Origin of the sequence: Xanthomonas cucurbitae, assembly GCF_002939885.1 — a bacterium.
Taxonomy (GTDB): domain Bacteria; phylum Pseudomonadota; class Gammaproteobacteria; order Xanthomonadales; family Xanthomonadaceae; genus Xanthomonas; species Xanthomonas cucurbitae.
This window is the reverse complement of the sequence record NZ_MDED01000015.1, coordinates 41,022-53,782: the sequence shown is the minus strand read 5'-3', so window position 1 is coordinate 53,782 and position 12,761 is coordinate 41,022. Positions and strand designations below refer to the sequence as shown.

Annotated in this window: 11 protein-coding genes; 5 read left to right on the top strand and 6 right to left on the bottom strand. The window is 67.0% G+C overall.

Annotation, left to right across the window (positions count from 1 at the left end):
* Positions 1 to 162: 162 nt before the first annotated feature.
* A complete protein-coding gene (locus XcuCFBP2542_RS09855) occupies positions 163 to 1,359 on the top strand; it encodes a sensor histidine kinase (RefSeq protein WP_104603408.1) in 1,197 nt (398 codons plus the stop codon).
* Between the two features lie 612 nt (positions 1,360 to 1,971).
* On the opposite strand, the gene XcuCFBP2542_RS09850 is transcribed toward XcuCFBP2542_RS09855, so the two are convergent.
* Complete coding sequence (locus tag XcuCFBP2542_RS09850) at positions 1,972 to 2,955, bottom strand: LysR family transcriptional regulator (protein ID WP_104603407.1); 984 nt, start codon at positions 2,953 to 2,955, stop codon at positions 1,972 to 1,974.
* 163 nt (positions 2,956 to 3,118) lie between these two features.
* On the opposite strand from XcuCFBP2542_RS09850, the gene cobA reads away from it, so the two are divergent.
* The 4 genes from cobA (at position 3,119) to XcuCFBP2542_RS09830 (ending at position 6,804) form a co-directional block, all read left to right on the top strand.
* Positions 3,119 to 4,318, top strand: a complete 1,200-nt coding sequence (cobA, locus tag XcuCFBP2542_RS09845) for a uroporphyrinogen-III C-methyltransferase (RefSeq protein ID WP_104603406.1) — start codon at positions 3,119 to 3,121, stop codon at positions 4,316 to 4,318.
* Positions 4,319 to 4,334: 16 nt separating this feature from the next.
* Positions 4,335 to 5,294 (top strand): cysteine synthase A, encoded by a 960-nt coding sequence (gene cysK / locus XcuCFBP2542_RS09840; protein WP_104603405.1) that lies wholly within the window; start codon positions 4,335 to 4,337, stop codon positions 5,292 to 5,294.
* A 343-nt stretch (positions 5,295 to 5,637) separates the two neighbouring features.
* Positions 5,638 to 6,081, top strand: a complete 444-nt coding sequence (locus XcuCFBP2542_RS09835) for a methyltransferase family protein (protein ID WP_104603404.1) — start codon at positions 5,638 to 5,640, stop codon at positions 6,079 to 6,081.
* A 183-nt stretch (positions 6,082 to 6,264) separates the two neighbouring features.
* A complete protein-coding gene (locus XcuCFBP2542_RS09830; protein ID WP_104603403.1) occupies positions 6,265 to 6,804 on the top strand; it encodes an O-acetyl-ADP-ribose deacetylase in 540 nt (179 codons plus the stop codon).
* A 281-nt stretch (positions 6,805 to 7,085) separates the two neighbouring features.
* On the opposite strand, the gene XcuCFBP2542_RS09825 is transcribed toward XcuCFBP2542_RS09830, so the two are convergent.
* From XcuCFBP2542_RS09825 to XcuCFBP2542_RS09805, 5 genes are all read right to left on the bottom strand, one after another.
* Positions 7,086 to 8,090: a class I fructose-bisphosphate aldolase gene (locus XcuCFBP2542_RS09825; RefSeq protein ID WP_104603402.1), complete on the bottom strand. Its 1,005-nt coding sequence runs from the start codon at positions 8,088 to 8,090 to the stop codon at positions 7,086 to 7,088.
* A 368-nt stretch (positions 8,091 to 8,458) separates the two neighbouring features.
* Positions 8,459 to 9,925: a pyruvate kinase gene (gene pyk / locus XcuCFBP2542_RS09820; RefSeq protein ID WP_104603401.1), complete on the bottom strand. Its 1,467-nt coding sequence runs from the start codon at positions 9,923 to 9,925 to the stop codon at positions 8,459 to 8,461.
* A gap of 248 nt (positions 9,926 to 10,173) precedes the next feature.
* Positions 10,174 to 10,821 carry an HAD family hydrolase gene (locus XcuCFBP2542_RS09815; RefSeq protein WP_104603400.1) on the bottom strand — a complete coding sequence of 216 codons (648 nt, stop codon included), beginning with the start codon at positions 10,819 to 10,821 and terminating at the stop codon, positions 10,174 to 10,176.
* The gene (locus XcuCFBP2542_RS09810; protein ID WP_104603399.1) at positions 10,818 to 11,993 is read right to left on the bottom strand and encodes a phosphoglycerate kinase; all 1,176 of its coding nucleotides are present in this window, start codon (positions 11,991 to 11,993) and stop codon (positions 10,818 to 10,820) included. Before XcuCFBP2542_RS09810 ends, XcuCFBP2542_RS09815 begins: the two co-directional genes overlap by 4 nt.
* 331 nt (positions 11,994 to 12,324) lie before the next feature.
* On the bottom strand, positions 12,325 to 12,753 hold the full coding sequence (locus tag XcuCFBP2542_RS09805; protein WP_211292994.1) for a hypothetical protein: 429 nt from the start codon (positions 12,751 to 12,753) through the stop codon (positions 12,325 to 12,327).
* Positions 12,754 to 12,761: the final 8 nt, after the last annotated feature.

The following is a 12,761-nucleotide window of genomic DNA, read 5'->3' as shown; positions in this document are numbered from 1 at the left end:
TGCGCACTGGCCGACGAACCGCACGGCTGGCGCCCATCGAGGCAGTGGCAACGCCCGCGTGTCCACGCCGACAGTCACAGTTCCCTACCAGCGCGTCGGGGCACGCACCTGTTGCGCACGGTCATGCACTATGCTTGCGGCTCATCCCATCACCTTGCGCGCATGAGCACCGTCCTGTCCGATCCAGCGGCCGAACCACTCCCCTGCGCGCCCAAGCCCCCGAGCGAAGCACTCCGCCTCCAGGCGCTGCGCAGCTACGGCGTGCTCGACACCTCGCGCGAGGCGGCGTTCGAAGACATCACCCGGCTCGCGTCGATCATCTGCCAGACCCCGATCGCACTGATCAGCCTGGTGGACGCCGACCGCCAGTGGTTCAAGAGCGAACTGGGCATGGGCGAGCGCGAGACGCCGCTGTTCAAGTCGATGTGCGCCTACGCACTGCTGGACAACGACGTGCTGGTGGTACCGGACACCCGCCAGGACATCCGCTTTTCGCGCAACCCGCTGGTGACCGGCGAAGCGCCGCTGTATTTCTATGCCGGCGCGCTGCTGAAAACGCCCGACGGCCTGCCGCTGGGCACGGTCTGCGTGCTCGACCGCAAGCCGCGCCAGCTCACCGACGAGCAGGTCGAAGCCCTGCGTGCCCTGGCGCGGCAGACCATGGCGCAGCTGGAATTGCGCCGCGCACTGCTGATCGCCGAGCAGTCCGATCGTTACCGCAGCCGCTTGATGGCCATCGCCGGGCACGATCTCAAGACACCGTTGCGCACCGCAGCCTACGCCATCGACAAGATGCGCCGGCATGCCAACGTCGATTCCGTTCCCACCCTGGTGACTGCACGCGATGCCATCAACCAGGTCGGGCGCGAGCTGGACGAACTGGCCACGCTGGCGGCAGCCGGCAAATCCGCGATGCCCGACCTGCAGACGCTGCAACTGGAAGACGTGCTGCATGCGGTCCTGGGCGTGTGGCGCCAACCGGCCATCGACAAGTGCCTGGCGCTGCGCCATGTCCCGACCTCACTGCGCGTGCGCAGCCACGCCACCTTGCTGACCACGTTGATCGGCAACCTGGTCGGCAACGCGGTCAAGTACACCGAGCGCGGACGCGTGCTGGTCGGCGCCCGCCGCCGCCCTGGCTACGCCGTGGTGGAAATCATCGACAGCGGGATCGGCCTGAACCTGGACCAGCCAGAGCAGGTATTCCAGGCGTTCCGCCAAGCCGATCCATGCAGCGATGGCCTCGGGATCGGGCTGTGGATCGTGCACCGCACTGCCGAAAGCCTGGGCTGCGAGGTCGGCGTGCGGCTGCGGCCTGCGGGAGGCACCTGCTTTTCGGTGCGGATTCCCCTGGCCTGACCGCAGCGCCACCGGTCAACGCCGCACGCAGACGCTGGCCGGTGGTGCGCGCGTCCTGGGACGGCTGCCCTCACCCCTTCGGCTGACTGTCTACCCGGAACGCCCCGGCAAGGCGCGATGAACCACAAAAAAGGCGGATCCGAGCTCCCGACCCGGATCCGCCGCCAAGCACGCCGGGCCTCTCCCCAGGGACCCGGGTGCGCCAGCCGCGACTGCACGCAGTCTCGCGCGACAGTGATGCGACAGCGCTAGCAACCCCACAACGACACCCCACTGACCAGGCCGGCAAAGCGATCACCGCATCGCCGGCCCTGCGTCGTCCACCCCTAGACATCCGAAGATGTCGTGTCATGGCTGCTATAAGGGTTTACGACAGCGCCGGGGGCAACTTGATGGACACCATCCACCCCACCGCCGCCAGCCCTGACAGGGAGCAGGAAAATCACTGACAGCGCGCCTGTTGGCGCGCCCGGCAGCATATCCAGATTATTGATTCCAAAGGGTTTTAAAGCACTTCACCGACGGTGCAGTGCAACATCAAATCGCAAATCGCAGATTGGTGCGGCAAGCACCGCTGTTACGAATTCCCAATTCCCAATCTCCAATCCCGGCTCAACTGGTAATGGTCTGGGTCAGCGATTCCCAGGTCGGCGGCAGCGGCCAGTTCGGTGCCTGGTTGCCATCCAGCACGCGGCGCAGGTCGCGCTTGTCGATCTGCGGGGCCAGCACATGCACCAAGTCCAGCGCGTAGTCGCGCAGCACCCGGTCGCGCGGCAGCACCGCCCAGGCGATGCATTCGGCAATCGGTGCCGGTGCCGGCCAGGCGCGCAGGTCTTCGTCATAGGCGCTGACCGCCATCTCCGCCACCAGCCCCACGCCCAGCCCGGCGCGAACATAGGTCTTGATGAGGTCCGCATCCAGCGCGGTCAGCGCGATGCTGGGCTCCAGCCCCACTTGCGCAAATGCGCGTTGCAGCGACGAACCCGGCCGGGTGGAGGATTCGTAGCTGATCAACGGATGTTCGGACAGCGCCTGCATGTCCGGCGCCGCGCGCGGGTGATCCAGCGCGTGCCCGCGCGGCACCACCACCAGCCGCCGCCAGCGGTACAGCGGCACCGCGATGCCGGCACTGGGCTCGCCGCCGGCCGTACTCACCACCGCGATATCCGCATCGCCCTGGCTGAGCAGGTCCAGCGCCGCGCTTTCGGCGGCCTGCTGCAGGTGCACGCTCACCTGCGGGTAGGCGTGCTTGATCTGCGCCACCGCCGGCGGCAGCACGAAGCGCGCCTGGGTGTGGGTGGTGGTCAGGGTCAGCTGCCCCTGGCTCTCGCGGCGCTGGTTGGCGGCGTAGGTGCGGATGTTGTTGGCTTCGGACAGCACCGCGCGCGCGCGCTCGATCACTTCCACCCCGGCCGGTGTCACCGTATCCAGGCTGCGCCCCTTGCGCACGAACAACAGGAAGCCCAGCTCGTCCTCCAGCTGCTTGAGCTGCTTGGATAGGCCGGGCTGGGTGGCATGCACCCGCGCAGCGGCCAGGGTGATGTTCAGCTCGGCATCGGCAATGGCCACCAGATAACGAAGTTGGGTCAGCGTCATGGGCTTATCTCCAGAAAAGCGCGAGGCGCCACAAGGACTGCGACTGTAGAGGAGTTCTGCGGGCCAGCTTATAACCGAACGCTATTTTCGGGGTGTATGAAGTCATTTCCGACGGCTATATGCCGGCGGTACGGTCTGGCCCTCCCCTTCGATCCCCCGGACCGTGACTGCTGCGTTTCCGCTCCTTGCCGACCTGCGTGGCCGTGCCGTCCTGGTGGTCGGTGGCGGTGCCGCCGCCGAGCGCGCCACTGCTGCGCTGTTGCAGGCCGGTGCACTGCTGCTGGTCGGCGCCCCGGCACTGACCCCGCAACTGCAGCAATGGGCCCAGGCCGGAGACCTGCGTTGGCTGGTCGGGCGTTTCGACCCCGCCTGGCTGGCACTGCCCGATGCGCCGTTGTGGCTGACCATCGCCGCCAGCGACACACCCGAGTTCAACGATGCCTTGCGCGCTGCCGCCGCCGACCACCGCCTACTGACCCACAGCGCCGCGCCCGCCATTGCCCCATCTGCGCCCTCCCCCACGCAGCGCGCCCACATCGCGCCACTGTCCCCCGGCAGCGTGACCCTGGTCGGCGCAGGCCCCGGCGACCCCGGCCTGCTCACCCGGCATGCGCTGCGCGCCCTGCGGCAGGCCGAGGTGGTGCTGCACGACCGCCTGGTCAGCCCGCAGATCCTGCGCCTGGCCCGCAGTGACGCGCTGCTGGTGGAAGTCGGCAAGTCTGCGCAGGGTCACAGCACGCGCCAGGAACAGATCCACGCGTTGATGCTCGACCATGCGCGCGCTGGCCGCCGGGTGGTGCGCCTGAAGGGCGGTGATGCGTTCGTGTTCGGCCGCGGCGGCGAAGAGCTGGAATTCCTGCATGCGCATGGGATCGGCTTCCAGGTCATCCCCGGCATCACTGCCGCACTGGCCTGCGCGGCCTACGCCGGCATCCCGCTCACCCATCGCGACCATGCGCAATCACTGCGACTGATCACTGCACACTGCAAGGACTCGCTGGACACGCTCGACTGGCAGGCGCTGGGCCAGGAGCGGCAGACACTGGCCTTCTACATGGGCGTGGCGGGTCTGGATGGCATCCAGCAGCGGCTGCTGCAGGCCGGCCGCGCACCTGCCACCCCGTTTGCACTGGTGGAAAACGGCTCGCGCCCGCAGCAGCGCGTCATCACCGGTACGCTGGTCACGCTGGCCGCCACTGCCCGGTTGCACGCCGTACGCGCGCCGGCGCTCTTGATCCTGGGCGAGGTGGCCGCGCTGGCGCAGACACTGCACTGGTTCGGCGCAGCGCCACTGGGCGCGCCACCGGCCCTGCACTCACCCATCGCAACGCCGCACTCGCCCACACTCGCCCACGCAGCCTGATTCCGACGGAGACCCCATGGCCCTGTACGACACCATCCTCGACACCATCGGCCGCACCCCGGTGGTCAAACTCAACCGCCTCGCGCCGGAGCACGTCTCGCTCTACGTCAAGGTGGAATCGTTCAATCCCGGCGGCTCGGTCAAGGACCGCCTGGCACTGGCGATCATCCTGGACGCCGAGCAGCGCGGCCTGCTCAAGCCAGGCGACACCATCGTGGAAGCCACCTCCGGCAACACCGGCGTGGCCCTGGCCATGGTGGCCGCCGCACGTGGCTACAAGTTCGTCGCCACCATGGTGGAAACCTTCTCTATCGAGCGCCGCAAGCTGATGCGCGCCTACGGCGCCAAGGTGATCCTGACCCCGGCCGCCGAGCGCGGCAGCGGCATGGTGCGCAAGGCCAAGGAGCTGGCCGAACAGCACGGCTGGTTCCTGGCCAGCCAGTTCGCCAATCCGGCCAACCCGGCCTACCACCGCAACACCACCGCCGCCGAGATCCTGCGCGACTTTGCCGGCCACCAGCTGGACCATTTCGTCACCGGCTGGGGCACCGGCGGCACCCTCACCGGCGTGGGCGAAGTGCTGCGCGTGGCGCGCCCGGAAGTGCGCATCACCGCCACCGAGCCGGCCGGCGCCGCCCTGCTGCAAGGCCAGGACTGGAAGCCGCACAAGATCCAGGGCTGGACCCCGGATTTCGTGCCAGAGGTGCTCAACCGCGAGGTCGCGCACGAGGTGCTGAGCGTGGAAGACACCGACGCCATCAGCGTGGCGCGCCGCCTGGCCGCCGAGGAAGGCATCTTCACCGGCATTTCCGGCGGTGCCACGGTCGCCACCGCGCTGCGCGTGGCCGAAGGCGCCGCGCCCGGCGCGGTCATCCTGGCCATGCTGCCGGACACCGGCGAGCGTTACTTCTCCACCCCCCTGTTCGCCGACATCAACGAAGGCTCCGACGACGACTGGCTGGCTGGCTTGCCCTGAGCAGGCCCGGAGTGTGGGGGGCGGTTTGGGCTGTGACTTTTTTTCGGGACCGGGGACCGGGGACCCGGGACTCGGGACCCGGAAGAGCAAAGCCTTGCGAAGCGCTTGGTCGCACGCCCCCCGCCTCGCAGCAACCCGGAAAACCCATCCGGCGGGACCCCACCACCGATGCGCGAGCGCTTCGGCTTCTGGGGTCCCGGATCCCGTGACCCAGCCTTCCGCGCCCCCCTCCTCGTCAAGGAAACGTTAGGATGACGACCTGACGCGGGGGAGCAATGTAGTGGGCAATGGAGCGTGTGGACACAGCGACGGTGGCGCCGCGCGGGCACCATGGCTGGTGAAGATGACCTCGCCGGCGCATTTCGTGCTGGCGCTCGGCCTGGGGGCCTGGCTGCAGGCGCTACTGGAACTGCCGCTACCGCATCCATCGTTGCTGGCATGGATCCAGCTGGCGGGCGGGATCGTCGCCTGCCTGGGGCTGGCGTTGGCGGTGAGCTGCCTGGTGCTGTTCGCCCGCCGGCGCACCACCATCCTGCCCAGCGGCCATCCCTCGCGGCTGGTGCTCGACGGCCCGTATCGGCTCACCCGCAACCCGATGTACCTCGCCCTGGTGCTGAGCCATGTCGGGCTGTGCCTGCAACTGGGTCAGCTGTGGGCCGTGTTGCTGGTCCCGCTGCCGTGGCTGGCCCTGCAGCGCTACGTCATTCCGTTCGAGGAAGCGCGCCTGCGTGCCGAATTCGGCCGCCCATACGCGGACTACTGCGCGCGCGTACGCCGCTGGCTGTAGCGCCCCGGGCGCAGGCACGCTCTTCCGGTCGATGGAGTCAGCCGCGATACCAGCGACGCTCCGGGCGCTCGATCGCGTGCTGGGCGCGGTCGCAGCCGATGAGATGAATGCAGGTTAGCGTGCAGCCACTGCAACGCTTACCCCATCACGCTTTCATCATTCAAATCGCATAATTATCGCCGCATGAAAATCGAAGTCTGGCAGGGCGACATCACCGAACTGGACGTTGACGTCATCGTCAATGCCGCCAATGAATCGTTGCTGGGCGGTGGTGGGGTGGACGGCGCCATCCACCGTGCCGCCGGCCCAGGCTTGCTGCGTGCCTGCCAAGCGCTGCCCCAGGTGCGTCCAGGCGTGCGCTGCCCAACCGGCGAGATCCGTGTCACCGACGGCTTCGCGCTCAAGGCCCGTCACGTCTTCCACACGGTGGGCCCGGTGTGGCGCGACGGCAAACACAATGAGCCCGAACAACTGGCCAACTGCTACTGGCAGTCGCTGAAGCTGGCCGAGCAGATGCGACTGCACTCGATCGCGTTCCCGGCCATCAGTTGCGGCATCTACGGCTACCCGCTGTACCAGGCCGCCCGCATTGCCGTGACCGAAACGCGCGATTGGCAGCGTTCGCACAAGGTGCCCAAGCACATCGTGCTGGTGGCCTATAACGAGGCGACCTACAAGGCCTACCAGCAGGCCCTGGCGACGCAGGACACGGTCGCCGCCTGACGGCGCGGCCACACGCTTGCGATGACGAGCGCCGCAAGGCGCTCGTTGCGTTTGGGCAGCGGCAATCGGCGCGCTTGCGGCAGTGCCATGGCAGCCGCACGGCTGACGGCCAGGCCACATCCGGATGCCACGCGTGCAGCTAGCTTCCAGGGTGCGTGCTGCAATCAAGCCCATCGCTCCAAGGGCTCGCACGCCGCCACCCATGCAACAAAAAACGCCGGCATCACTGCCGGCGTCTTCGCGTTGACCTTCGCTCCGGCCTTGCGGCCGCGATCAAGCGATCAGCCCTTCCACTTGCCCAGTGCTGCCAGGCCGTTTTCCTTGGCGCGCTCGTAGATCACCTGCTGCGCCTTGGCGTAGTTGCCGGTCATGTCCTGGGACCATAGCTTCAACGCCGCCTGCTGCATGGCGCGGCCGTAGGAGAAGCTCAGCGGCCACGGCAGGTTGCCCAGCTGGTGCATCTCGTTGAGGTGCGCGGTGGACTGCTCGTCGGTCTGGCCGCCGGACAGGAACACGATGCCCGGCAGGATCGCCGGCACGGTGGACTTCAGGCACATCACGGTGGACTCGGCCACTTCTTCGACGCTGGCCTGCTCTTCGCAGCTCTTGCCGGAGATGACCATCGAAGCCTTCAGGATGGTGCCTTCCAGCACGACGTTCTGCTCGTACAGCGCGCCGAACAGCGAGCGCAGCGTGGCTTCGGTGACTTCGTAGCAGGTCTCGATGTCGTGGCTACCGTCCATGATGACCTCCGGCTCGACCATCGGCACCAGCCCCTGCTCCTGGCACAGCGCGGCGTAACGCGCCAGCGCATGCGAGTTGGCCTCGATGCAGGTGCCGGACGGAATGTCTTCGCCGATGTTGATGACCGCACGCCACTTGGCGAAGCGCGCGCCCAGCGTGTAGTACTCCTCCAGACGTGCACGCAGGCCGTCCAGACCTTCGGTCACCAGCTCGCCCGGCATGCCGGCCAGCGGCTGCGCGCCCTTGTCGACCTTGATGCCCGGGATGATGCCGTGGTCGGTCATGTACTTGGCGAACGGCACGCCATCCTTGGTCTTTTGACGGATGGTCTCGTCGAACAGGATGGCGCCGGAGATGTAGTCGCTCAGCTTGGGCGTGGTGAGCAGCAGTTCGCGATAGGCGCGACGGTTTTCTTCGATGTTCTCGATGCCGACGCTGGCAAAACGCTTGGCGATCGTGCTGGTCGATTCGTCGATGGCGATGATGCCCTTGCCCGGGGCGACCATGGCCTGGGCGGTTTCGGCAAGCTGTTCGATGCTCATGTAGTTCCTGTGGCAGCAGCGGGGGAGGACGAAAGTATAGCGACCAAAGTCGCTGGCATTCCTTCACGGAATGGCTGCAACCGATTACACCCGGATCCGCCTCTCCCGATGTGTGGCGCGGCTCGCATCACGGGAATCGGGAATCGGGAATCGGGAATCGGGAATCGGGAATCGGGAATCGGCAAAGCCGAGCATGATGTGCAGCTTGTTGCTTGCTTCGCCGTATCCGGCCGTTGAGCAACACGCCGCCCACGGCAGAGCGCTTGCCCGCGCCCGGCATCTCCACTCAGCACAACGGCAGCCCTGGGGCTGCCGTTGCGTGTCGCGTCGTCCGGCTCAGGTCATGCGCCGGGTGCCATCGACAGGGGTTACAGCTCGCCCAGGCCGGTGGCGCGACCGTCCTCGCCCACTTCCAGCAGGCGCAAGGTATTGGTGGCGCCGTGGGTCTCCATGTGCTCGCCACTGGTGAACACCACGCGGTCGCCCGGGCCCATGCGCTCGTTCTCCACCAGCAGGCGGATGGCCGCGCGTGCAGCCTCGCGCGGGGTCAGGCCACGGCTGTCGAAGTTGATCGGGAACACGCCCCGCATCATCGCCATCTGCCGACGCGCGCCGTCATGACGGGTGAAGGCATAGATCGGCATGTTGGAGCGGAAGCGCGACAGAAAGCGCGGGGTGCCGCCGGATTCGGTCAACGCCACCACACCGCCCAGGCCGATGTGCTCGGACAAGAACATGGTCGCCATCGCGATCGCTTGGTCGGCACGCTGCAGGTTGCGTTGCGCCGCTTCGAAGTCGGTATCGAATTCGAACTGGTGTTCGGCCCCCAGGCAGATACGCGCCATCGCTTCCACCGCACGCACCGGGTAGGCACCGGCAGCGGTTTCGGCCGACAGCATCACCGCATCGGTGCCGTCGATGACCGCGTTGGCCACGTCCAGCACTTCGGCGCGGGTGGGGATCGGGCTTTCGACCATCGACTGCAGCATCTGCGTGGCGGTGATGACCACCTTGTTCTGCGCCAGCGACTCGCGAATGATCTTCTTCTGCAGGCCCGGCAATTCGGCATCGCCGATTTCCACGCCCAGGTCACCACGCGCCACCATCACCACGTCGGAGGCTTCGACGATCTCGACCAAGTTGTCGATCGCTTCGGTGCGCTCGATCTTGGACACCAGCTGCGCATCGCAGCCGTGCTGCTGGGCGATCTGGCGGGCGTCGTGCATGTCCTGCGCATTGCGACAGAACGACACCGCGATGAAGTCCACGCCGATCTTGGCGACGATGCCGATCAGCTCCTTGTCGCGCTCGGTCAACGCGCCCAGCGACAAACCGCCGCCCTGCTTGTTCAAGCCCTTGCGGTCGGACAGCACGCCATCGTTCAACACCTTGGTAACGATGCGCGCACCCTGCACATCGGTCACCTGCAGCTGCACCAGACCATCGTCGAGCAGCAGGACGTCGCCGGCGGTCACGTCCTGCGGCAGGCCGAGGTAGCTCACGCCTACCTGCTGCTGGTCGCCGGCCGGTGCATTGGCATCGGCCACCAGGTCGAAGCGCTCGCCCATGGTCAGCTTGATCTTGCCTTCGGCAAAACGCTCGATACGGATCTTCGGGCCCGGCAGGTCGGCCAGGATGCCGACTTCGGCACCGACGCGGGCGGCGGCAGCGCGCACCTCGGCGGCACGCTTGGCCTGGCCGGACGGGTCGCCGTGGCTGAAATTGAGGCGCACCACGTTGACGCCCGCCTTGAACAAGGCGTCCAGCACGCCGGGCGCATCCGTTGCCGGTCCGAGGGTGGCGAGGATCTTGGTGCGGCGTTGACGTTCTTTCATGATGGCCTCCCTGTAAAAGCCGCGAAACTTAACATACACCCCACGCATCTAGGATGGCATTGCGGCATAGCCCGCCGCTGATTCCGGCATGTCCTACAGACAGTGCGGGACAGTACGCGCCTCTGTACCCACACCGCAGCGGGCAGTGCGGGTGCCCGTTACCCTGATCCAGCAGCGACGAAAACTGTTCGGCGTGCCGAAAACAGCCAGGCTCCGGACACGCTTCGAGCCAAGCCGACACCCGCTGCTCATGCGTGGATCACCTGCATCAGCTCGGCAGGCGTTCGCGCCAAGGCGCCAGCGCCTGCGGCACGCAATTCGGCGGCGTCGCCAAAGCCCCACAACACACCGATGCTGTGGAGGCCGTGGTGATTGGCGCCTTCGATATCCATGCGGCGGTCGCCGATCATCACGCATCCGGTCTTGGCGATGTCCAGCCGTCGCAGCGCTTCGGCGATGAGGTCGGGCTTGAAGCGGCGCTCGCCATCTTCGCTGGCGCCGATCACCTCTTCGAAGCAGGCACCGAATGGCAGATGCTCGACGATACGCCGCGCATAACGCTCATTCTTGGAGGTGACCACGGCCAGGCGATGACCGGCGCGTTGCAGGCCGGTGACCACCTCGCCGATGCCGTCGAACACGCGCAGTTCGGTCCAGCCCACCGCGTCGTAGCGCTCGCGGTAGATAGCGAGCGCGCGCTGCACCAGCGCCGGATCGTCCGGGAAGCACTCGGTGAAGCTGTCGCGCAACGGCGGGCCGATCCAGGCACGCAAGGTCTGCGGCGGCGGGCAGGGCTGGCCCACCCGCTCGAAGGCATGCGCGATACTGGCGACGATACCCGCTTCCGAATCCACCAGCGTGCCGTCCAGATCGAAGAACAGCGTGGCTGCACTCACTGGCCGCGCGCCTGCAGCGCGGCCACGGCCGGCAGGGTCTTGCCTTCCAGGAATTCCAGGAACGCGCCGCCACCGGTGGAGATGTAGGTGACGTCCTGGGCGATGGCGTACTTGTCCACCGCTGCCAGGGTGTCGCCGCCGCCGGCAATGGAGAACGCCTTCGATGCGGCGATCGCGCGCGCCAGGGTTTCGGTGCCGTGGCTGAAGGGCTCGAATTCGAACACGCCCACCGGCCCGTTCCACACCACGGTACCGGCATTGGCGATCAGCTCGGCGTAGCGCTGCGCGGTCTGCGGGCCGATATCCAGAATCAGATCGTCTGCTTCGACAGCATCGAGCGACTTCACCGTGGCTTGTGCATCGGGCAGGAACTGCTTGGCCACGACCACGTCGGTGGGCAGCGGAATCTCGGCGCCACGCGCCTTGGCATCGGCCACGATCTGGTTGGCGGTGGGAATCAGATCCGGCTCGTTCAAGGACTTGCCCACGTCATGCCCGGCGGCGGCGATGAAGGTGTTGGCGATGCCACCGCCGACAATCAACTGGTCGACCTTGTTGACCAGGTTGGAGAGCAGCTCCAGCTTGGTGGACACCTTGCTGCCGGCCACGATCGCCAGCAGCGGCTTGGCCGGGTTGTCCAGTGCCTTGGCCAGTGCGTCCAGCTCGGCCATCAGCAGCGGGCCACCGGCGGCCACGGGCGCGAAGCGGATCACGCCATGCGTGGACGCCTGCGCGCGGTGCGCAGTACCGAAGGCATCCATGACGAACACATCGCACAGCGCGGCGTACTTGCGCGCCAGGGTCTCGTCGTCCTTGCCCTCGCCGACATTCATGCGGCAGTTCTCCAGCAACACCACCTGGCCCGGCGCGACGTCCACGCCATCGACCCAGTCGCGCACCAGCGGCACGTCCACGCCCAGCAGCGCGGTCAGCCGCGCGGCCACCGGGGCCAACGAATCGGCTTCGCTCCAGCTGCCTTCCTTGGGCCGGCCCAGATGCGAGGTAACCATCACCGCCGCACCGTTTTCCAGCGCCAGCTTGATGGTGGGCACCGAGGCGGTGATGCGCTGTTCGGAGGTGATCTGGCCGTTGTCGATCGGCACGTTGAGATCCTGGCGGATCAGCACGCGCTTGCCGGAGAGATCGAGGTCGGTCATACGGACAATGGACATGGGCTTGGCTCGCTAAGTCGGGGGAATGGGGAATCGAAAGAGCCGCGATGCGCAGCGTGCCCCAGACGCGCGCGCGGGTCGTGACCATGCGCGCCGCCACCGCTGGGGCGGTGGAGGGACGGTGGTCGGTCGTACACGGCGGGCAAGCGACTGCCTTGGCGACGGGGGCGCCCATTGTCGGACCTTCGCGCCGCAGCGGCAAACCGGCCGCCCGACGCGCGCCGCTTACAGCTGGCGGCGGCATGCGTGCCGCCCGGCCAAAGACGCACCGCGCAACCACCCTGCTCGCAGTTCGCCTAAAAAAACGCCCGGAAAACCGGGCGTCTAGGAGTCATTCGCGGTAGCCGCTGTCGTTCTTGTTGTGGATAATCCAGATCAGGTTGCCGCCGGTATCCATGGACTTGCCGGCAAACACCAGCCGGCCCTGGCCCTTGTACGCCATCTCGTAACGGTAGCGGTCCCCGCCGAAGAAGAACGGAATGAACGCCTTGCCGGTCACGTACGCGCCCTGGTCGGTCGGCTGGCCGATCAGATCGGTCACCTGCTTCATCGGCATGCCGATCTTGAGCTGGGTGAACTTGCTGTCGGGCGCCGGCTTGCCGGTGATCTCGCCTTCGTAATCATTGATGCCCTTGACCGTCTCGCCGTAGCCGGCTTCAACGTCGGACGACTTGGTGACCTCACCATCGGCGTTCATCCAGGCCGGGGTACCGGTCTGCTTCTTGGCGATGGCCTGCGGCGCCAGCCCTGCCAGCACCAGGGTCAGCA

Bases quoted from the DNA above. Each gene is read 5' to 3' on its own strand.
- XcuCFBP2542_RS09810 (WP_104603399.1), bottom strand. From the start codon at position 11,993: ATGTCCATTGTCCGTATGACCGACCTCGATCTCTCCGGCAAGCGCGTG.
- XcuCFBP2542_RS09850 (WP_104603407.1), bottom strand. From the start codon at position 2,955: ATGACGCTGACCCAACTTCGTTATCTGGTGGCCATTGCCGATGCCGAG.
- XcuCFBP2542_RS09825 (WP_104603402.1), bottom strand. From the start codon at position 8,090: ATGAGCATCGAACAGCTTGCCGAAACCGCCCAGGCCATGGTCGCCCCG.
- XcuCFBP2542_RS09855 (WP_104603408.1), top strand. From the start codon at position 163: ATGAGCACCGTCCTGTCCGATCCAGCGGCCGAACCACTCCCCTGCGCG.
- pyk (WP_104603401.1), bottom strand. From the start codon at position 9,925: ATGAAAGAACGTCAACGCCGCACCAAGATCCTCGCCACCCTCGGACCG.
- cysK (WP_104603405.1), top strand. From the start codon at position 4,335: ATGGCCCTGTACGACACCATCCTCGACACCATCGGCCGCACCCCGGTG.
- XcuCFBP2542_RS09835 (WP_104603404.1), top strand. From the start codon at position 5,638: ATGACCTCGCCGGCGCATTTCGTGCTGGCGCTCGGCCTGGGGGCCTGG.
- XcuCFBP2542_RS09830 (WP_104603403.1), top strand. From the start codon at position 6,265: ATGAAAATCGAAGTCTGGCAGGGCGACATCACCGAACTGGACGTTGAC.